This is a genomic window from Cupriavidus agavae (assembly GCF_004217045.1).
GTDB classification, from domain to species: Bacteria; Pseudomonadota; Gammaproteobacteria; order Burkholderiales; family Burkholderiaceae; genus Cupriavidus; species Cupriavidus agavae.
Window position 1 is genome coordinate 426,567 of the sequence record NZ_SGXM01000001.1, and the last position, 18,588, is coordinate 445,154.

The following is an 18,588-nucleotide window of genomic DNA, read 5'->3' on the forward strand; positions in this document are numbered from 1 at the left end:
GGGGGCGCTCCCTATAATCGCGGATTCAGTTTTTCCGGGTCGTTAGCTCAGTCGGTAGAGCAGCGGACTTTTAATCCGTTGGTCGCGTGTTCGAGTCACGCACGACCCACCAGCATTACGAAGGGCCTGTGGCGCAAGTCACAGGCCCTTTTCGTTTTGGGCGAGTCAGAGGGAGAGTCAGACCGGCGGCGTCCGCACCAGCGGGTCCCGGAAGCCGGTGTCGAGTGCGACCGGTGCCGGCACGGCGACTTCGGGCGCTACATGCACCGGGCGGGTCCGTCCCGCGCGCTGCATCTCGTTCCAGGTCTTGTAGGCGAAATAGCCGGCGCCGGCCACGGCGCCGAGCTTCGACAGTTTCCAGGCGACACGGCCCACGGGCGTGCGGCGCAGCAGCGGCAGCGCCAGCGTGATGGCGGTGCTCAGCATCGGATAATCCTTGGTAATGCCGAGCATCTTGAGCCAGCCGCCCGGGCGGGCCAGGCTGGTGGCGCGCGGCAGCCAGGCGCCGAGGCTGGTCATGCGGCGGGCGCCGCCCTTGACCTGGTGCAGGGCCTGCACGGCGTCATAGCGTTCGAGCGCGGCGCGCGTGATCAGCAGTTCCTTGCGGACGGCCAGCGGCAAGCGGACCTCGCGCGTGAAACGCACGGGGCGGGGATGGTCGTGGCGCTGGCGGCCGTCGTTCGAGTCGTCTTCGGGCGTGGTCATTGGCGCAGCATCTCCCGGTCTTTGTCGAGTTCGGCCAGCGTGGCTTCGAACAACGGCGGTGCGTTGCGAACCTTGTTGCGGGCCACCAGCAGGCAGGCGCCGGCGCAGATCAGGTAGAACACCACGATGGCGCCAATCGCCTGCCAGCGATAGGTTTCCCAGAACAGGATGGCGATCAGCAGCGTGAAGGTCATCAGCGCCATGCCGAAGAACACCAGCCCGAAGCAGGCCAGCAGCGCCACCTTCATCAGCCGGCTACGCTCTTCGGCCAGCTCGACGCTGGCGAGTTCGAGGCGCGTCTGCAGCATCGACACGACCGAGCCGGTCAGGTTGCGCAGGGAGTCCAGGAACTTGGGGGAAGAAGAATCGCTCATGCGGCTCCGGGCGGAAAAACGATGCGCCGGCAGAGGCGGCATCTGCGTGGAAAGGACCGGTGGCGGCTGATGGGGCCGCACCGGTCCGTATTCGGACTGCGTGCCACCGGCACAGATGCGCAGCCGGTGGCCGTACTACGGGATGTCAGGCGTTACTTGCGGTTCAGCAGCAGGCCGACCAGCAAGCCGACACCGGCAGCCACGCCCACGGCGCGCCACGGGTGATCGTGCACATAATCGTCCGTCGCGCGTGCGGCTGCCTTGCTCTTGGTCACGACGGCGTCTTGCAGGTCCTGCGCCTTTTCCTTGGCTTGCTTCAGCAGGCCCATGCCACGCTCGCGCAGTTCGGCAGCTTTCTCGCCGGTGGTCGAGGCCGCTTGCTTAAGCAGTTCTTCGGCGTCGGACAGAACGGTCTTGACATCGCTCATCAGTTTCTCCTGTTTGCGGGCGGTTGGTTCAAGTGGTGACATTTTGCCTTGCTCGCCCTTGCTTGTGGCGTTTCTTGTCGTCCAAGTAGCATATGTGGCGGCCGGGCACGGTTTCAAGCTCGTCGCTACGTCATCGGCACGTCAGGCCGGAACCTTAGCCTGCTGGCGGAAGTCTTTATGACTTCGAGTGATTTTGTAGTGACTTTATATTCGTTTGGGTTGGATGGCAATCCAACTAAGCTGGTTCACCTCGTCTTACCTTTCCTTACTTTATCTCTCTTTTCCCGGAGACTTTTCTCATGGCACTGCGTCTTGGCGATATCGCACCTGACTTCGAGCAAGAATCGAGCGAGGGCCGCATCCGCTTCCATGACTGGCTCGGCGATGGCTGGGGCGTCCTGTTCTCGCACCCGGCCGACTACACCCCGGTGTGCACCACCGAACTGGGGCTGACGGCCAGGCTCAAGGGCGAGTTCGAGAAGCGCAACGTCAAGGCGATTGCCCTGTCCGTGGACAGCGTGGCGTCGCACCAGGGCTGGATTGGCGACATCAACGAGACCCAGTCGACCACGGTCAACTTCCCGATCCTGGCCGACGCCGACCGCAAGGTGTCCGAGCTCTACGACATGATTCATCCGAACGCCAACGAGACGCTGACCGTGCGCTCGCTGTTCGTGATCGACCCGAAGAAGAAGGTCCGCCTGATCATTACCTATCCTGCAAGCACCGGTAGAAATTTCAACGAAATCTTGCGCGTCATCGATTCGCTGCAACTGACCGACAGCCACAGCGTGGCGACGCCGGGCAACTGGCAGGACGGCGATGACGTGGTGATCGTGCCGTCGCTGAAGGACGAAGAGGTGATCCGCCAGAAATTCCCGAAGGGCTACAAGGCGGTGCGTCCGTACCTGCGCCTGACGCCGCAGCCGAACAAGTAAAGAAAAACCGGGTCCGAGGTGTTCACCCCGGCCCGGTCCAGTACTGCATGACTTTGTCGTGGAAGCGTTGTTTCAAGCGATGGGCAAGCCCGTCGTCTCCTTGGTAGTGTGCTTCCGCCCGGCCTCGCGCCGGGCGTTTTCTTGGGCGTTGCCGTCCGGCAGGATCAGAAGAACGCCTGCAGGCCGGTCTGGGCGCGGCCCAGGATCAGCGCGTGGATGTCGTGGGTGCCCTCGTAGGTGTTGACCACCTCCAGGTTCACCACGTGGCGGATCACGCCGAATTCGTCCGAAATACCGTTGCCGCCGAGCATGTCGCGGGCCACGCGGGCGATGTCGAGCGACTTGCCGCACGAGTTGCGCTTCATGATCGAGGTGATTTCCACCGCGGCGGTGCCTTCGTCCTTCATGCGGCCCAGGCGCAGGCAGCCCTGCAGGCCCAGCGTGATCTCGGTCTGCATGTCGGCCAGCTTCTTCTGCACCAGCTGCGTGGCGGCCAGCGGGCGGCCGAACTGCTTGCGGTCCAGCGTGTACTGGCGGGCGGTGTGCCAGCAGAACTCGGCGGCGCCCAGCGCGCCCCAGGCGATGCCGTAGCGGGCCGAGTTCAGGCACGTGAACGGGCCCTTCAGGCCGCTGACGCCCGGCATGATGTTCTCTTCGGGCACGAACACCTGGTCCATCACGATTTCGCCGGTGATCGACGTGCGCAGGCCCACCTTGCCGTGGATGGCCGGGGCGCTCAGGCCCTTCCAGCCCTTTTCCAGGATGAAGCCGCGGATCGCTTCCTTGCCGTCGTCGCCCATCAGCTTGGCCCAGACCACGAAAACGTCGGCGATCGGGGAGTTGGTGATCCACATCTTGGCGCCGGACAGCTCGTAGCCGCCATCCACCTTCTTGGCGCGGGTGACCATCGAGCCGGGGTCGGAGCCGTGGTTCGGCTCGGTCAGGCCGAAGCAGCCGATCCATTCGCCGGTGGCCAGCCTGGGCAGGTATTTCTGCTTCTGGGCTTCGGTGCCGAACTCGTTGATCGGCACCATGACCAGCGACGACTGCACGCTCATCATCGAGCGGTAGCCCGAATCCACGCGCTCCACTTCGCGGGCGATCAGGCCGTAGCTGACGTAGTTCAGGCCGGGGCCGCCGTACTGCTCCGGAATGGTCGGGCCGAGCAGGCCGAGTTCGCCCATTTCGCGGAAGATCTCGATATCGGTCTTCTCGTTGCGGAACGACTGGAGCACGCGCGGCATCAGCTTGTCCTGGCAATAGGCCGCGGCGGCGTCACGGATCATGCGCTCGTCGTCGGTCAGTTGCTGGTCCAGCAGCAGCGGGTCGGTCCAGTTGAATTCGGCGTTGGCAGCCATGGCGTGTCTCCTTCGTAGTTCGGCGATATTGGGGTCGATGCGGGCCTCGGGCCTGCACGAATCCGGGGTCAACCAGGGAATTTTGCAGTTCCGCATTGCGGAACCTTGTTCCGATGAGCTAGTATAGCCGAACCGGTTTTCGCTGCAACTGGCGTTTTTGCGGCGCCGGCGATTTGCGTTCGACAATCGACCAACCGCCTTTTTCCTGACTGGAGCGCCGTCTTGGCCACCAACACATCCGCTGCGTCCGCCGCCGCCCCCGACGCGGCCGCGCCGCGCGAGCGCGAGAGCGATCCGAACTTCGTCACGGCACTGGCCCGGGGGCTGGAACTGCTGCGCTGCTTCCGCACCGGCGAGGCGATGCTGGGCAACCAGGATTTCGTGCGCCGGACCGGATTCCCCAAGGCCACGGTCAGCCGGCTGGCCGGCACGCTGGTGCAACTGGGCTACCTGCGCTACGACGACAGCCTCGGCAAGTATGCGCTCGACGCCGGGGTGCTGGCGCTGGGGTTCTCGTATCTGGCGGCGTCCGACGTGGTGGCGCTGGCGCGGCCGCACATGCTGGCGTTCGCGCAGGCGCACGGGGTGTCGGTATCGCTGGGCAAACGCGAGCGGCTGGAAGTCATCTACCTCGACTCCATCCGCAACGACGCCGGCGCGATGCTGGGGCTGGGCGTGGGCTCGCGGCTCTCGCTGGTATCGAGTTCGATGGGGCGTGCCTACCTGGCCGCGTTGCCGGCCGGCAAGCGCGAGCGGGTGCTGGTGGAGTTCTCGCAGGCGTTTCCCGAGCAGTGGAAGCAGCAGGAGGCGCCCCTGCGCGCCGCGCTCGCCGAGGCCGGGCGCGACGGCTACGCCGCGTCGTTCCGCGACTGGCATCCGGCCATCCACGCCTGCGCGGTGGCGTTCCGGCCGGTGGGCGAGCGGGATCTGCACATGCTCAGTTGCAGCGCATCGTATGGCGCGGTCAGCGAGGAGGTGTTCCGGGAGAAGCTGGCCCCGGCGTTGCGGGTGCTGGGGGCGAGGTTGTCGGACCCGGCGGGGCGGTAGGTTTTCTCCCCTCTCCCTCTGGAGAGGGGAGAAAACAAGAGGGAGGATCGCGGGCTTACAAATCCGTGCGCAACCGCCACAATTCCGGAAACAGCACCACGTCGAGCATCTTGCGCAGGTAGCTGACCCCTTCCGTGCCGCCGCTGCCGCGCTTGAAGCCGATCACGCGTTCGACCGTCGTGACATGGCGGAAGCGCCATTGCCGGAACGCGTCTTCGAGGTCGACGAACTTCTCGCCGAGTTCGTACAGTTCCCAGTGCGCTGACGGATTCCGATAGATCTCAAGCCACGCGGCCTCTACCGATTCGTTGTAGGCCAGCGGCTGGGTCCAGTCGCGCTCCACCACGTCGGCGTCGAGGGTAAAGCCACGGCGCGCCATCAGGCGGATGGCTTCGTCATACATCGACGGCGTTTGCAGCGCCGTTTCCACGAGCTTCATATGCTCTGGCCGATGCGCGTGCGGACGCAGCATCGCGGCATTCTTGTTGCCGAGGATGAATTCGATCTCGCGGTACTGGTAGGACTGGAAGCCCGACGAGGCGCCCAGATAGGGCCGCATCGCCGAATACTCGGGCGGCGTCATCGTGGCCAGCACGTTCCACGCCTGTACCAGCTGGTCCATGATGCGCGAGACGCGCGCCAGCATCTTGAAGGCTGGCTGGAGCTGATCGGTCTTCACGGCGTCGCGCGCGGCGCGCAGTTCGTGCAGCATCAGCTTCATCCACAGCTCGGTGGTCTGGTGCTGGACGATGAACAGCATCTCGTTATGGTCGGGCGAGAGCGGGTGCTGGGCGCTCAGGATCTGGTCCAGCCCAAGGTAGTCGCCGTAGCTCATGTCGCGCGCGAAATCCATCTGCGCGCCGTGCCAGCCATCGCCGCCGGCGGCCGGAGCGGCGCCGTGGCCCATCGGGCATCCCTTGAATTCACTCATGATCGGCTCCGCTCAGGTCACCGCCGTCCGCACGGCAAAGCGCGGGTCGCGGTAGGCGCCGGTGTCGAGCACATCGCGCAGGATCTCCACGGCGTCCCAGACCTCGGTGAAGCTCGTGTAGAGCGGCGTGAAGCCGAAGCGCGCGATGGCGGGCTCGCGGTAGTCGCCAATCACGCCGCGTTCAATCAGCGCGGCCACCAGCGCGTAGCCGTCCGGATGCGCGAAGCTGACCTGGCTGCCGCGCTTCGCGTGTTCGCGCGGCGTGACCAGCGTCAGCGGATGCGTGGCGCAGCGGGCTTCCACGAGTTCGATGAAGAGGTCGGTCAGCTTCAGCGATTTCGCGCGCAGTGCGGTCATGCTGGTCTGGGCGAAGATGTCGAGGCCGCATTCCACCATCGCCAGCGACGTGATCGGCTGCGTGCCGCACAGGAAGCGGTCGATGCCGCTGGCCGGCGCGTACTGCGGCGCCATGGCGAACGGCGCCCGGTGGCCCCACCAGCCGGAGAGCGGCTGCCAGAACTGGTCGCGCAGCGCCGGCGCCACCCAGACGAAGGCCGGCGAGCCGGGGCCGCCGTTCAGGTACTTGTAGGTGCAGCCGATTGCGTAGTCGGCCCTGGCCGCGTTCAGTGCCACGGGCACGGCGCCGGCCGAGTGGGCCAGGTCCCAGACGGTCAGCGCGCCGCGGGCGTGCGCGAGTTCGGTCAGGCCGGCCATGTCGAGCATCTCGCCGGTCTTGTAGTTGACGTGGGTCAGCATCAGCACGGCGGTGTCGGCGCCCACGGCGGCGTCGATCTGGTCCGGGCTGTCCACCAGGCGTACCTCGTAGCCCTGCTGCAGCAGGTCGGCCAGGCCCTGGGCGATATAGAGATCGGTCGGGAAGTTGCTGGCTTCGGACACGATCACGCGGCGCGCCGGGTCGCGCTGCTGCTGCACGCGCAGCGCGGCAGCCAGCACCTTGAACAGGTTGATCGAGGTGGTATCGGTGACCACCACCTCGTCGTGGCCGGCGCCGACCAGCGGGGCCAGCAGGTTGCCGAGCCGCTGCGGCAGGTCGAACCAGCCGGCGGTGTTCCAGCTGCGGATCAGGCCGTTGCCCCATTCGGCATTGACCACCTCCGAGGCACGGGCCGCAGCGGCGCGCGGTCGGGCGCCGAGCGAGTTGCCATCGAGGTAGATCACGCCTTCGGGCAAGGCGAACTGTTCGCGCAGCGCGTGGAGCGGGTCGTCCCGGTCCATCGCCTGGCAGCGTTCACGCGTCAGGTTTGTCATGTTGGATGCAGCGTCCTGGAATAGGGAAGGGTGTCAAAGCGCGCGCAGCACGGCGCGGACCGGGCTGGCGTCGAGCGTGGCCAGCCGCAGCGGCAACGCAATCAGTTCGTAGTCGCCGGCCGGCACGTCGTCCAGCACGATGCCTTCGAGAATGGCCAGCCGGTGGTCGCGCACGGCATGGTGGGCGTCCATCGTCTTCGAGGTTTCGGGGTCCAGCGAGGGGGTGTCGATGCCGATCAGCTTCACGCCGTGCCGCGCCAGCAGCGCGATGGTGTCGGGCGCCACGGCGCAGAAGGCCGGATCCCAGCGGCCGAGCGGGGCCGCCTCGTAGGTGCGCAGCAGCACGCGCGGCGGCACGCCGGCCAGTGCCTGCCCGATATGGTGCGGCTTCACGCGCGGCGCGGCACCGATGCAGTGGATCACCCGGCACGGGCCCAGGTAGGCGTCGAGCGGCACCTCGCCAATCGGCGCGCCGTTGGCGGAGTAGTGGAGCGGGGCGTCGGCATGGGCGCCCGTGTGCGGCGACATCGTCATCCGGCCAACGTTGACCGGGCAGTGCTCGTCGAGTTGCCAGGCGGGTTCATGGCGGAACGGCGTGTCGCCGGGCCAGACCGGGGTGGCATCGGAAACCGGCGGGGTGATATCCCAGATGCGGCGGGATTCTGCGGGGGCGTTCGGCATGGGCGTGGAGTCTCGGGGGCGTTTCTGAAGACGCGGTGCGTGCTGGGATCATAGTCAAATCCCTTCAGAAGAGGCTTGCGAATTGCGGCGCTCCAACGCGGTGTCTTCGCATAGAATTGTGCGAATCCGACAAAAAAACGTGGATTCTGCGACATGACTCTCGATCCTATCGATTTGCGCATCCTGAGCGCCCTGCAGGCGAACGGCCGTATCAGCAATCAGGACCTGGCCGACAAGGTGGCGCTCTCGCCGTCAGCCTGCCTGCGGCGCGTGAGACTGCTGGAGGAGGGTGGGGTGATCGGGGGCTACCGCGCGTGGTTCGACGCGGAGCAGCTGGGGCTGGAGATCGAGGCCATCGTGCAGGTGTCGATGCGGCACGATGTGGAAGGCTGGCACGACACGTTCAACGCCGTGGTGCAGACGTGGCCGGAAGTGCTCACGGCCTATGTGATTACCGGCGACAGCAACTACATCCTGCGCGTGCAGGCGCGCAACCTGAAGCACTACTCGGATTTCATCGTGAACCGGCTCTACCGCACGCCGGGGGTCATGGACATCCGCTCCAACATCGTGTTGCAGCGGATCAAGACCGGAGGATCGCCGCTGGCGATCCTCAAGGGGAAGGAAACCGCCTAGCGGTCAGTGGGATCGAGCGGGCAGAGCGTGGAGAACTGGGCGCCCTGGAACACCAGCGGCTCGCCGCCTTCGTCGAGGATGCCGCAACGTTCCACTTCGCCAACGAAGATCACGTGGTCGCCTTCGTCGTAGCGGCTGCGGTTGTGGCACTCGAACCAGGCCAGTGCGCTGCCCAGGATTGGCAGGCCGGTGGCGGAGAGCCGGTAGTCCACGCCCGAGAAGCGGTCGCCCTTGAGCGTGGCAAAACGCTGGCACAAGTCCAGTTGCGACGCCGACAGCACATTGATGATGTAGTGCGAGCCATCGCGGAACATCGGCAGGCTGTTGGCGCGATGCGCCATGCTCCACAGCACCAGCGGCGGATCGAGCGAGACCGAGTTGAACGAGCTGGCGGTGATGCCGATGAACGGCGCGCCGTTGGCGTAGGGATGTCCGGCCGCCCGCGTGGTGATGACGGTCACGCCGGTAGCAAACTGCGACAGCGCCCGCTTGAAATGCTGGCTGTCAAAATCGGGGGCGGTAGCCTTGCGACCCATGACGGGTTCCTCGGCCTCTGGCATGCCCATGTCTCGGGCTCCACACAATTCCATGATCTTCATATCGGGTTGCCCAGCGCGCATTCAACACGCTCAAGCTAATCCGCGAGGGCGGCAACATCGGTGGCCTGCCGCACAAAAATCGTGCGACGGCGCAATGCCCCAATTGTAGCGGACATCGGACATGGGTTCCGGGGTGACGTTCGGGGCTGCTGCGGGAGCGGAAAACGACGCGGGCGCTGCCGGAGCAGCGCCCTGCGCGGGAGACGGGCCGGAATCAGCCGTTGGTGCCGATCGGCGCGTCGTAGATATAGCGGCGCGAGACGGGGAAGGTGTCTGCCGCGCGGTCGGCCTTCTGGCAGACCACCTGGTAGATCGACATCCTGCCGGTCGTGAACGCGTGGCCGCAGCCAGCCAGGTAAATGCGCCAGATCCGGTACTTTTTCTCGCCCACCATCGCGCGGATCGTCTCGGCGTTGCTTTCGAAGTTCTCGGCCCAGTGCCGCAGCGTCTGCGCGTAGTGGCGGCGCAGCAGTTCCACGTCGAACGCCTCCAGCCCACCTTTCTGCGCCGTGGTCAGCACCATGCCGATATGGGGCAGTTCGCCCTGCGGGAACACATAGCGATCCATGAAGCCCGAGCCATCCATCGGCACCTCGCCGCTGTCGGGGTCGGTGGCCGTGATGCCATGGTTCAGCGCCACGCCGTCGTCCCTGAGCAGGTCGCGGATGCGGCCGAAGTAGGCGGGCAGGTTTTCCTTGCCCACGTGCTCGAACATGCCGACGCTGGTGATGCGGTCGAACTGGCCCTGCATGTCGCGGTAGTCCTGCAGCCGGATCTCGATACGGTCCTGCAGCCCGGCGGCCTTCACGCGCTCGGTGGCCATGTCGAACTGGTTCTGGCTCAGCGTGATGCCCACGCAGCGCGCGCCGAACTTCTGCGCCGCGCGGATGACCAGCGCGCCCCAGCCACAGCCGATGTCGAGCAGCGTCTGGCCCGGCTGCACGCGCACCTTGGTCAGGATATGGTCGATCTTCTTGAGCTGCGCCGTGGCCAGGTCCTCGGTGCCGTCCTCGAAATAGGCGCAGGAATAGACCATGCGCGGATCGAGCCAGAGCTGGTAGAACGCGTTGGAGACGTCGTAGTGGTACTGGATCGACGCCTTGTCTTCTTCCTTGGTGTGCGTGAAGCGCTCGGCCACGCGGGCCAGCATGCCGCCGGCGCTGCGCGCGGCGGCAGCGGAGAAGCCGTAGCCGACCTGGATGATGTCGGCCAGTCGGCCGTCGAGGTCGATCTTCTCCTGGACGTAGGCTTCGCCAAGGTTGTCGAGGCTCGGCACGAGCAGCAGCGGCAGGGCCGAGGCTTCGCGCACCGTCAGCGTGACGTCGGGCTTTTCGAAATGTCCCAGCTGGTATTCGCTGCCGTTCCAGAGCCGCAGCCTGACGGGCAGGTTGGCGTGCTCGCGGACATCGGAAATCCAGCTGTCGAGCTGCTTGTCGAGGGCTTGTTTGAAGAACATGCGGCTTTCTCCCGATTGGTTGATGGATCAGATCCCCTCTCGAAACGAATGCCCCATGGTCGGCTGCGCCTACCGCGTCGACAACGCAGCGCTGGCCTGGGGGGCCGCACCGGTACCTGGCCGGTGCAGCGGCACACGAAACTTTACGCCAAATCCCCGGATTGTGCAGTGCGAGTCCCGCACCGTCAGTGGCTGTCTGGTCAAGCAGACATCGGCGTGCCAGCGGCCCCTGCGAGCCGGTGGCGCCGGACTGTGATCCTCAGGGCGAGAGCCGTACGATCTGCCAGCTGCCGTCGGCCTGCTTGCGGTAGCCGATGCGGTCATGCAGGCGCGACGGGCGGCCCTGCCAGAATTCCATCCATGTCGGGCTGACCCGGTAGCCGCCCCAGTGCGGGGGACGCGGCGGGTTCTCGCCGAATTTGTTGCGGAAGTCGGCTTCGCGGGCTTCGAGCACGTCGCGGCCGGACACTTCGCGGCTCTGTTCGGAGGCCCACGCCCCCACGCGGGAGCCAAGCGGGCGCGACGCGTAATAGGCGTCGCTTTCGGCATCGGGCACCTTCTCGACAATGCCTTCCACGCGCACCTGGCGCTCCAGTTGCACCCAGTGGAACAGCAGCGCGGCGCGCGGGTTGGCGCCGAGGTCGAGCCCCTTGCGGCTCTCGTAGTTGGTGAAGAACGTGAAGCCCTGCGCGTCCATGCCCTTGAGCAGCACGATGCGGGCCGATGGCTGGCCATCGGCGGCCACGGTGGCCAGCGTCATGGCGTTGGGTTCGGGCAGCTTGGCCTGCATGGCCTCGTCGAACCAGGTCTGGAACTGGCGGATCGGGTCGGCGGCGACGTCGGATTCGGAAAGCGCGCTCAGCATGTAGTTGCGGCGCAGGTCGGCGAGTTGGGTCATGTCGCGTGAGGGTCGCGGGTCGAAGGGGCAGGCGCGCACGAAAAACGCGCGCACGGATGCTTCGAGTATAGCCAATGCGCCGGACAGCGCATTTGCGCTGCCGCAAGTCGACGTGGCCGTTCTACGATTCCGCCGAGTCGGTCAGTGCCGGCGCGGCGGGTTTGCGGGTCTGCTTGCGCGAGTAGTAATTGGCCGCGCCCATGGCCCCGGCCATCGACAGGAAGATCGGCAGCATGCCCAGCGCGGTGCCAACCACGCCGAAGGTGAGCGGCCACACCACCTGGCTGGTGTTGAGCACGGCCGAACGCAGCCCCAGCGCCTCGCCGGCACGGCCCGAGGGCGATACCGTGTGGAGGATGTTCATGACGTTGGGCTGGGCGCTGCCGAGCGCCAGGCCGAGCACGAAGGCCAGCGCGCACATGAGCCAGAAATGCGCCACGAACGGGTAGACCAGGTAGGCCAGCCCGCCTACCAGCAGCGCCAGCCGGATGATCTTCCACTCCGAGAAGTGGCGCGACACCAGCGGCATGGCGATGCGGATCGCCAGCGTGGCCAGCGAGAACGCGCCGAGCACCCAGCCGATCATCGACGGCGACAGCCCGATGCGCGTGCCCTGGATCGGGATCAGGAACGCGTGCAGATCCCACGCGGCGGAGAGCACCGCGCTGGCGACGAAGACCGCGCGCAGTTCGGGGTATTGCAGCAGGTCGAGCGTGGAGCGGCGCGAGCCGTCCTCGATGGCCAGCCGCCCCGCGTTGCCGCCCGCGGCGGGCAGCCGGTGGCGCACGTGCTGCAGGCCGGCCAGCCCGGCCAGCGCCACGACCACCAGCAGGCAGAACGCGGTGCGGAAGCCCGCATGCTCGATCGTGTAGCCCATCGCCACCGGACCGAGCGTGCCGGACAGCGACAGCCCCAGCGCGTGCCACGTGTAGTTGCGCAGCCGCGTCTCGTTGGTGGAGATCTGGCCGATCAGCAACTGCATGGCCACCTGTACCAGCATGAAGCCCACGCCGATCAGCGCACAGGCGGCGTACAGCGAGGCAATGTCATGCCAGAGCGCCGGCAGCAGCGTCCCGGCGGCCACCATCAGCGACCCGGCCAGCATCGGCAGGCGCGGGCCGATCTCGTCGATACGCTTGCCGGCGCGGATCGCCAGGAACATCGGCAGCAGCGCGTAGAGCGACATCAGGATGCCCAGCGTGACCGTGGACGCCTTGAGCGAAATGGCAAATAGGGAAACGACGACGCGGCTGGCATTGAATGCCACGTGGTTGCACACCGTCAACGCGATCAGCCAGGTGATCGGAGGGACGGCAGCGTGAGGCAACGTCATGGGGGCGCGGGAGCAGGAATGTGGTTCGCGCCGCCGGCAAGGGTCTCCGCTCCGGTCTAGAGAATGCGCGAAAAAAGAAATGATGCGGCCGGAGCCGCACCGTACAAGGCGCCTGGGCCGGACTGGAACCCGGCAAAGGCGGCGATGCATGCCACTGTCGTTTAAATGCTTGATTAGTCAATGGCTGGAGGAATTATGATCCTCGAGAGGCCGGATGCACAACCGCGGCGAGGGGGGTGTGCGGAATAGCAACAGGTCGGGAAGCCAAACCGGCCGCACGAACGGGTTCTCTACCCTCCCTGATAGAGCTGCCGGTCATTCTCCGGCTTGTTGGGGTTCTGCACGGCGGCCGGCACGCGCGGCTTGGTAGGCGCCGGGCCGGGTTCGCCACGGGCGGCGTCCGACTTGGTGGGCGATGCCGGCACGGCGGGCCCGGCCTGCTGGCCCTTTGCGTCCGGGCCCTGATACGTCTTGCCCGGGGGCGGAGCGGTAGGCCGCTTCTTGAGTTCCGCCAGCAGCCTGGCGCACTGGGTCTCGTCGCCGCCGGAGGAGATGTCGAGCAGCGGGATCACGGCGGCCACCGGCGCGGTCAGCGCCAGCGCCAGGGCGCCGCCGGCCCGCAACGCCAGGATGGCGATGTTCGGGCTCACCGACGGGTCCTTGAACGTGCCGCCCACGTACAGCGGCGAGCGCAGCGAGATGATGCGCAGCCCCTTGGAGTCCGGATTGATCGTCAGCGCCAGTTGCTCGTCCTTGAGGTTGACGGCGCCCTCCACTTCGATCACGGCGTCCTGGGTGTCGAGCACGAAGGTCTGCGCACGCGCCATGCCGTCCTTGATGCCGAACGCGCTGACGCCGCAGTTGATCTGCACGGGCTTGTCGCCGAACAGCTTCGACACCACCACGCTGCCCACGTTGAGCCCCACGGCTTCGAGGATGAACTTGCTGACCGTGCCGTTCTCCACCAGCAGCTTGGCCTCGCCGTTCGACGTGCCCAGCAGCGCCGCCACCGAGTTGCCGGTGGCCGACAGCTTGGCGCTGCCGTTCAGCTCGCCCACGCTGGCGCGCGAACTCTCGGCCTGCGGAAACAACTGCTTGAGCTTCAGGTGCCGCGCGGTCATGTCGAGCATTGCGGTCATCGGCTCGCGCTTGCCATCGAGCTTGATCGTCGAGACCAGGTTGCCGCCCGCCATGCCGAAGTTGAGCGGATCGAGCAGCAGCACGCCATCGGTCAGCTTCAGGTGCGTGGTCAGGTTGGTGATCGGCAGGTCTTCGTCGCGCACGATGCGCTGGCCCGTGAACTTCACGTCGGCGTCGATCTCGTCCCAGCGCTCGGTGCGGAACGGCGCCACGGGCAGCGCCTTGTTGGCGGGCTGCTTGACCGGGCTCTCCTTGGCCGCCTGGCCGGGCTTGGCATCGGCGCCGATCAGCGGGGCGAGGTCGGCAAACAGCAGTTGCTTCGACACCAGTTCGCCAGACAGCAGCGGACGCGGCTCGCGCTGGGCGAAGGTCAGCGTGCCGCCCAGGTCGCTGCCGCCCACCTTGCCCGTGAAGTCGCGGTAGGTGTACGTGGAGGCGCCTTTCTTCAGCGTGGCCATGAGGCGGCCGCGCGTTTCATACGGCGGCGTGGACGGCAGCACGATACCGGTCAGCGGATAGAGCGACGCCATGTTGTCGCCCGACAGCCGCAGGTTCACGTCGAGCGCGCCGAGGTGGGCCGGGTTGGTGACCGTGCCCTCGATCACGGCGCGCGTGGCGCCCACGCGCACGTCGGCCTGGACCGGGTAGGGCGTGTTGGTATCGCGCAGGCTCAGCACCGTGCCGGCCTTGCCGCTGGCGTTGATGGTGGCCTTGTTGTAGTGGCCCACGGCTTTCCAGCGGATGCCGTAGCGCTCGTTGTCCCTGGCGTCGCGGCTGTCGTTGTCGGCCCTGCTGGCCGTCTTGTTGTCGGCGGCCTTCGCATCGGGCCCGGAGGCGGCATTTCCCTGCTGCGCAGCCACGGCCGAGGCGTCGGCGGGCATCAGCGCGCCGTCGCGGGCCTTGTCGTAGAGCGCCTGGTCGCCCACGGTATCGAGCGTGGCCTGCAGTTCGATCTTCTCGGCGGCGTCGTTCAGCGCCAGGTTGCCGCGCTGGAGCACCACCTCGCCGATATCGAGGTGCCACTTCGACTTGCCCGAATCGGTTTTCTCGCGGGTATCGAAGGTCCAGTTGTTGCGCTTGTCGGCCAGTCGTTCGAGCCAGACGGCCGGGCTGTCCACGACGATGGTGGGCACGTTGATCTCGTGCGCCAGCAGCGGCAGCGGGCGCAGGATGAAGATCAGTTCGCGCACCGTGCCCATGTTGGGCTCCTTGGCCCACTCGGCATTGCCGATCGTGATGTCCTTGGCGGAGAGCCGCGGCCAGGGCACCAACGTACGCCAGCCGGTTTCGCCCTGCGCGCGTTTCCAGGTGACCATGAGGTCGCCGTTGATGGCGAACGGGCGGCCGATGGCCTCCGACACCTTGTCGTTGAGCCACGGCTTGAGCCGGTTCCAGTCGAATGTCAGGATGACGATGACCAGGATCGCGATCAGCACCACTGGCGTGAGCGCGCTCCAAAGGATGATCTTGCTTCGACGCGAGGCGGGCATGAGGGAACTCCTGTAGTGCGGCCATGCGGCGGATGAACCACTGCAAATCTAATTTTAGGGAAGCTGGCGAAGTGAGGTTGTCGGCGGTCGGCTGACATTGCGGTCGCCCGGAAGCCTATTTTCGGCGCGCATGACATGGCCGTGGCTGGCTTAGAATGCGGGCAGCACGCAACGCAAGCGTCCCGAAGAATCCCCGGAAGCCCCCATGACCGCCCGCATGACCCCGCCCCCGCTGGCAGAGCAGGACCTGCCCGCGCCCCTCTCGCACGAATCCCCGGCCGATGACGACTACCACCGCCGTTTTGGTGGCGTGGCGCGGCTGTACGGCGCCGGCGGGCTGGCGCGGCTGGAGCAGGCCCGCGTCTGCGTGATCGGCATCGGCGGCGTGGGCAGCTGGGCTGCCGAGGCGCTGGCGCGCAACGCGGTGGGCCACATCACGCTGATCGATCTCGATCACATCGCGCCGTCCAACACCAACCGCCAGATCCATGCGCTGGGCGACGCCTACGGCCGCGCCAAGGTGGAGGCGATGGCCGAGCGCATCGTGGCCATCAATCCGCGCTGCCGGGTCACGGCCGTCGATGACTTCGTCACCGAAGAGAATGTGGCGGCACTGCTTTCAGGATTCGACTATGTCATCGACGCCATCGACGCGGTCAAGGTCAAGACCGCCATCCTGGGCTGGGCGCGCGGGGCAGGGGTCCGGGTGATGACCTGCGGCGGCGCCGGCGGCCAGCTCGATCCCACGCGCGTGCGGATCGAAGATCTGGCGCGCACGATCCAGGACCCGCTTCTGGCGAAAGTGCGAGGCAATCTGCGCCGGCAATGGCATTTCCCGCGCGACCCGAAGAAGAAGTTCGGCATCCAGGCCGTGTATTCGGACGAGCCGCTGAAGTATCCCGAGCCCGAGCAGCAGGCGTGCGAGATCGACGAGGTACCGCCCGCGCCACGCCAGGCGCCGCAAGGGCTGGCCTGCGCGGGGTTCGGTTCGTCGGTGGCGGTGACGGCGGTGTTTGGCTTCGTGGCGGCGTCGGCGGTGATTGGCGCGCTGGCCGCCGGGGACTGACGCTCAGGCGGCCAGCGTCCGTAGTAGTTTGTCCAGATCGGCCTCGTCCGGCGCCTGGTTGTCGAAGAAGATCAGTTCGGGATATTCGGACGGATCGGGCGAGAAGCGACGCGTCCGGTACGCGTCCCAGTGCGTGAGCTTGTACGCATCGTTAGGGTTGCCGCGGGCGATGATGCGCGCGTGCGCCACGTCTTCCGGCAGGTGCACCCAGACAATGCGCGTCTGCGTGCCTTCGGGTACCCGCAGCCACTGCGGGTCGACCAACTGGTGCGCGCGGATCTCGCGCGACAGCGGCCCGATCACGATCACGCTGATCCCGAGCATCAGGTTCTCGCGGGCGGTGTCGAGCAGGCCCTCGTATTCGGGGTCGCGCAGGTTGTCGAGATAGGCCGGGCTGTCGCGGTCGTTCGGGTCGCCGGTGATGGCGCGCATGGCGGCGGCGCTGTAGCGGCCGTAGAGGGTGTCCTTGTCGAGCACGCAGAACGGTTCGCCCGTGGCCTGCATCAGCGGGCCGATCAGCCGGTGCGAAAGCGAGGTCTTGCCGGTGCCGGCGTGGCCGCAGAAGAGGATCAGTCGTGGCATGGTGGAAGGCTTGCTGAAGGACGCGAAGGCCAAGCATACCGGGTCTTTGCGGCAGATCAGATGGGATCGCCGGGAAATCGGTATCCTTTGCGTCTATCTCAAAGAAAAATGTCCGGTCCTATGTCCGCTGAACCGAATCCCTACGAAGGCCTGTCCTCCGAGGGCCTGCCCGACCACCTGCGCCTGGGCGAGCCCGTCACCGATGCCACGCATGCCGAGTTCCTCGAACTGCTCGATCTGGTCGCCAAGGCCGACGACGCCGGCTTCCTGGCCGCCTTTGATGCGTGGATCGACCATACCCGCCACCATTTCGAGCAGGAAGAGCAGTGGATGACGGCCATGGACTTCGGACCGCGCTACTGCCACACCAACGAGCACAACGGCGTGCTGGCCGTCTGCCAGGCCGTGCGCGACAAGATCGTCCAGGAACACGCCGACCCCGAAGGGCCGGGCAAGGGCGGCCTGGTCCTGGGCCGCAAGCTTGCTGGCGAGCTGACGGACTGGTTCGACAATCATGTCCGGTCAATGGACACGATGATGGTCGAACACATGAAGGCCAACGGATTCTCGCTGGTGGAGGCGCCGGCCGCCTGATTGCCTTGCGAGCGGCGCCCGACGACTCAGTTCAACGCCGTCGCCAGCTGCCGGCGCCATTTCGACACCACCGCGGGCGCTTCCGTCGCCATCAGGTCGAACACCGACAGCATCGTCTTGCGGCCGATATCGTCGTCGAACGCGCGGTCGCGGCGCACGATTTCCATCAGTTGTTCCAGCGCCGGCTCGTATTCGCGCCGTGCAATCAGAATCTGCGCCAGTTCCAGCCGCGCGGCCAGGTTGGCCGGCTCGGCGGCGACCCGGGTCTTGAGGTCGGCGCCATCGGGCAGGTCGCTCAGGCCGGCCATGGCGGCCTTCATCGCTTCGAGCCGCGTGTGCAGCGCGGCGTAGCCATCTTCCTGCGGCGCACGCGGCGTCAGGCGGCCGAACTCGGCCTCGGCGGCGTCCAGCGCGTTGCCATCGAGCAGGAACCGGATGTATTCGAGCCGCGCCACGTCATGCTCCGCGTCGGCAGCCAGTACTGTCTGCCAGGCGGCCTCGGCGCCTGCGCGGTCGCCCGAGGCGGTCAGTTCCTGGGCGTGCCGCAGCGCCAGTTGGGATTCGTCGGGACCAAGCGTGGCGATGAACTCGCGCAGTTGCGACTCGGGCAGCACGCCGACGAACTGGTTCACGGCCTGGCCCTCGGCGAACGCCACCACGTGCGGAATGCTGCGCACGCCGAAGTGCGCCGCCAGTTGCTGGTTCTCGTCCACGTTGACCTTGACCAGCTTCCATTGCCCGCCGCCTTCGGCTTCGAGCTTTTCGAGCATCGGCCCCAACGTACGGCACGGACCGCACCACGGCGCCCAGAAATCCACCAGCACCGGTACCGGGCTGTTGATCACTTCGGCTTCAAAGTTCTGCAGTGTGACGTCGCTCATGTTCTGCACCTCGGAATCTGGATAGGCCAAAACCATGGCCGGATCCTTCCATTGTGAGGGCGACGCCGCAGAATGCAACCGGCCGGGTCAAGCCAGCCCTGCCAACGGGCGGGAAAACCACCGGTTGAAAATAGAACGGTCGTTCAGTTATATTGTTTGGCCAGTTCGCAGGCCCCGCCTTG

19 protein-coding genes and 1 tRNA gene are annotated in these 18,588 nt (G+C 66.4%); 6 read left to right on the forward strand and 14 right to left on the reverse strand.

The window, feature by feature from the left end; translation table 11 throughout:
- The first annotated feature begins 36 nt into the window (after window positions 1-36).
- Window positions 37-112 (forward strand) — tRNA-Lys (locus EV147_RS01980).
- Between the two features lie 65 nt (window positions 113-177).
- Here EV147_RS01980 and EV147_RS01985 read toward each other — a convergent pair.
- The 3 genes from EV147_RS01985 to EV147_RS01995 form a co-directional block, all read right to left on the reverse strand.
- Complete coding sequence (locus EV147_RS01985) at window positions 178-705, reverse strand: DUF3318 domain-containing protein (RefSeq protein WP_130389447.1); 528 nt, start codon at window positions 703-705, stop codon at window positions 178-180.
- Entirely contained in the window at window positions 702-1,079 is a 378-nt protein-coding gene (locus EV147_RS01990; protein ID WP_130389448.1) for a phage holin family protein, read from the reverse strand. The genes EV147_RS01985 and EV147_RS01990 overlap by 4 nt, the downstream gene beginning before the upstream one ends.
- Window positions 1,080-1,231: 152 nt before the next feature.
- On the reverse strand, window positions 1,232-1,549 hold the full coding sequence (locus EV147_RS01995; protein WP_315594863.1) for a DUF883 family protein: 318 nt from the start codon (window positions 1,547-1,549) through the stop codon (window positions 1,232-1,234).
- A gap of 257 nt (window positions 1,550-1,806) precedes the next feature.
- Between EV147_RS01995 and EV147_RS02000 the strand changes: the two genes are divergently transcribed.
- Window positions 1,807-2,445 carry a peroxiredoxin gene (locus tag EV147_RS02000; RefSeq protein ID WP_130389449.1) on the forward strand — a complete coding sequence of 213 codons (639 nt, stop codon included), beginning with the start codon at window positions 1,807-1,809 and terminating at the stop codon, window positions 2,443-2,445.
- Window positions 2,446-2,609: 164 nt separating this feature from the next.
- On the opposite strand, the gene EV147_RS02005 is transcribed toward EV147_RS02000, so the two are convergent.
- On the reverse strand, window positions 2,610-3,803 hold the full coding sequence (locus EV147_RS02005; RefSeq protein WP_130389450.1) for an acyl-CoA dehydrogenase: 1,194 nt from the start codon (window positions 3,801-3,803) through the stop codon (window positions 2,610-2,612).
- A gap of 222 nt (window positions 3,804-4,025) precedes the next feature.
- Between EV147_RS02005 and EV147_RS02010 the strand changes: the two genes are divergently transcribed.
- A complete protein-coding gene (locus tag EV147_RS02010; RefSeq protein ID WP_130389451.1) occupies window positions 4,026-4,850 on the forward strand; it encodes an IclR family transcriptional regulator in 825 nt (274 codons plus the stop codon).
- Between the two features lie 55 nt (window positions 4,851-4,905).
- On the opposite strand, the gene kynA is transcribed toward EV147_RS02010, so the two are convergent.
- From kynA to kynB, 3 genes are read right to left on the reverse strand one after another with little or no spacing between them, the layout of a single operon-like run.
- The gene (kynA, locus tag EV147_RS02015; RefSeq protein WP_130389452.1) at window positions 4,906-5,781 is read right to left on the reverse strand and encodes a tryptophan 2,3-dioxygenase; all 876 of its coding nucleotides are present in this window, start codon (window positions 5,779-5,781) and stop codon (window positions 4,906-4,908) included.
- Window positions 5,782-5,793: 12 nt separating this feature from the next.
- A complete protein-coding gene (gene kynU / locus EV147_RS02020) occupies window positions 5,794-7,050 on the reverse strand; it encodes a kynureninase (RefSeq protein WP_130389453.1) in 1,257 nt (418 codons plus the stop codon).
- 33 nt (window positions 7,051-7,083) lie between these two features.
- Entirely contained in the window at window positions 7,084-7,731 is a 648-nt protein-coding gene (gene kynB / locus EV147_RS02025; protein WP_130389454.1) for an arylformamidase, read from the reverse strand.
- Between the two features lie 153 nt (window positions 7,732-7,884).
- Here kynB and EV147_RS02030 point away from each other — a divergent pair, with 153 nt between their 5' ends.
- The gene (locus EV147_RS02030) at window positions 7,885-8,367 is read left to right on the forward strand and encodes an Lrp/AsnC family transcriptional regulator (protein ID WP_130389455.1); all 483 of its coding nucleotides are present in this window, start codon (window positions 7,885-7,887) and stop codon (window positions 8,365-8,367) included.
- Here the strand turns inward: EV147_RS02030 and EV147_RS02035 are convergent.
- The 5 genes from EV147_RS02035 to EV147_RS02055 form a co-directional block, all read right to left on the reverse strand.
- Entirely contained in the window at window positions 8,364-8,933 is a 570-nt protein-coding gene (locus tag EV147_RS02035; protein WP_198680159.1) for a flavin reductase family protein, read from the reverse strand. The genes EV147_RS02030 and EV147_RS02035 overlap by 4 nt on opposite strands.
- Before the next feature lie 247 nt (window positions 8,934-9,180).
- On the reverse strand, window positions 9,181-10,422 hold the full coding sequence (locus EV147_RS02040; protein WP_130389457.1) for an SAM-dependent methyltransferase: 1,242 nt from the start codon (window positions 10,420-10,422) through the stop codon (window positions 9,181-9,183).
- Between the two features lie 259 nt (window positions 10,423-10,681).
- The gene (gene pdxH, locus EV147_RS02045) at window positions 10,682-11,320 is read right to left on the reverse strand and encodes a pyridoxamine 5'-phosphate oxidase (protein ID WP_130389458.1); all 639 of its coding nucleotides are present in this window, start codon (window positions 11,318-11,320) and stop codon (window positions 10,682-10,684) included.
- Window positions 11,321-11,441: 121 nt separating this feature from the next.
- Complete coding sequence (locus EV147_RS02050; RefSeq protein ID WP_130389459.1) at window positions 11,442-12,653, reverse strand: MFS transporter; 1,212 nt, start codon at window positions 12,651-12,653, stop codon at window positions 11,442-11,444.
- A gap of 290 nt (window positions 12,654-12,943) precedes the next feature.
- Window positions 12,944-15,283, reverse strand: a complete 2,340-nt coding sequence (locus tag EV147_RS02055) for an AsmA family protein (RefSeq protein ID WP_130389460.1) — start codon at window positions 15,281-15,283, stop codon at window positions 12,944-12,946.
- Between the two features lie 205 nt (window positions 15,284-15,488).
- Here EV147_RS02055 and tcdA point away from each other — a divergent pair, with 205 nt between their 5' ends.
- Window positions 15,489-16,349 carry a tRNA cyclic N6-threonylcarbamoyladenosine(37) synthase TcdA gene (gene tcdA / locus EV147_RS02060; RefSeq protein ID WP_235844581.1) on the forward strand — a complete coding sequence of 287 codons (861 nt, stop codon included), beginning with the start codon at window positions 15,489-15,491 and terminating at the stop codon, window positions 16,347-16,349.
- A 3-nt stretch (window positions 16,350-16,352) separates the two neighbouring features.
- On the opposite strand, the gene EV147_RS02065 is transcribed toward tcdA, so the two are convergent.
- The gene (locus EV147_RS02065; protein ID WP_130389461.1) at window positions 16,353-16,931 is read right to left on the reverse strand and encodes an AAA family ATPase; all 579 of its coding nucleotides are present in this window, start codon (window positions 16,929-16,931) and stop codon (window positions 16,353-16,355) included.
- Between the two features lie 120 nt (window positions 16,932-17,051).
- On the opposite strand from EV147_RS02065, the gene EV147_RS02070 reads away from it, so the two are divergent.
- A complete protein-coding gene (locus EV147_RS02070) occupies window positions 17,052-17,525 on the forward strand; it encodes a bacteriohemerythrin (RefSeq protein WP_130389462.1) in 474 nt (157 codons plus the stop codon).
- A gap of 26 nt (window positions 17,526-17,551) precedes the next feature.
- On the opposite strand, the gene trxA is transcribed toward EV147_RS02070, so the two are convergent.
- Entirely contained in the window at window positions 17,552-18,406 is an 855-nt protein-coding gene (gene trxA / locus EV147_RS02075) for a thioredoxin (protein ID WP_130389463.1), read from the reverse strand.
- Window positions 18,407-18,588 lie beyond the last annotated feature (182 nt).

Bases quoted from the DNA above. Each gene is read 5' to 3' on its own strand.
- EV147_RS01985 (WP_130389447.1), bottom strand. From the start codon at position 705: ATGACCACGCCCGAAGACGACTCGAACGACGGCCGCCAGCGCCACGAC.
- EV147_RS01990 (WP_130389448.1), bottom strand. From the start codon at position 1,079: ATGAGCGATTCTTCTTCCCCCAAGTTCCTGGACTCCCTGCGCAACCTG.
- EV147_RS01995 (WP_315594863.1), bottom strand. From the start codon at position 1,549: ATGTCACCACTTGAACCAACCGCCCGCAAACAGGAGAAACTGATGAGC.
- EV147_RS02000 (WP_130389449.1), top strand. From the start codon at position 1,807: ATGGCACTGCGTCTTGGCGATATCGCACCTGACTTCGAGCAAGAATCG.
- EV147_RS02005 (WP_130389450.1), bottom strand. From the start codon at position 3,803: ATGGCTGCCAACGCCGAATTCAACTGGACCGACCCGCTGCTGCTGGAC.
- kynA (WP_130389452.1), bottom strand. From the start codon at position 5,781: ATGAGTGAATTCAAGGGATGCCCGATGGGCCACGGCGCCGCTCCGGCC.
- kynU (WP_130389453.1), bottom strand. From the start codon at position 7,050: ATGACAAACCTGACGCGTGAACGCTGCCAGGCGATGGACCGGGACGAC.
- kynB (WP_130389454.1), bottom strand. From the start codon at position 7,731: ATGCCGAACGCCCCCGCAGAATCCCGCCGCATCTGGGATATCACCCCG.
- EV147_RS02030 (WP_130389455.1), top strand. From the start codon at position 7,885: ATGACTCTCGATCCTATCGATTTGCGCATCCTGAGCGCCCTGCAGGCG.
- EV147_RS02035 (WP_198680159.1), bottom strand. From the start codon at position 8,933: ATGGGCATGCCAGAGGCCGAGGAACCCGTCATGGGTCGCAAGGCTACC.
- EV147_RS02040 (WP_130389457.1), bottom strand. From the start codon at position 10,422: ATGTTCTTCAAACAAGCCCTCGACAAGCAGCTCGACAGCTGGATTTCC.
- pdxH (WP_130389458.1), bottom strand. From the start codon at position 11,320: ATGACCCAACTCGCCGACCTGCGCCGCAACTACATGCTGAGCGCGCTT.
- EV147_RS02050 (WP_130389459.1), bottom strand. From the start codon at position 12,653: ATGACGTTGCCTCACGCTGCCGTCCCTCCGATCACCTGGCTGATCGCG.
- EV147_RS02055 (WP_130389460.1), bottom strand. From the start codon at position 15,283: ATGCCCGCCTCGCGTCGAAGCAAGATCATCCTTTGGAGCGCGCTCACG.
- tcdA (WP_235844581.1), top strand. From the start codon at position 15,489: ATGACCGCCCGCATGACCCCGCCCCCGCTGGCAGAGCAGGACCTGCCC.
- EV147_RS02065 (WP_130389461.1), bottom strand. From the start codon at position 16,931: ATGCCACGACTGATCCTCTTCTGCGGCCACGCCGGCACCGGCAAGACC.
- EV147_RS02070 (WP_130389462.1), top strand. From the start codon at position 17,052: ATGTCCGCTGAACCGAATCCCTACGAAGGCCTGTCCTCCGAGGGCCTG.
- trxA (WP_130389463.1), bottom strand. From the start codon at position 18,406: ATGAGCGACGTCACACTGCAGAACTTTGAAGCCGAAGTGATCAACAGC.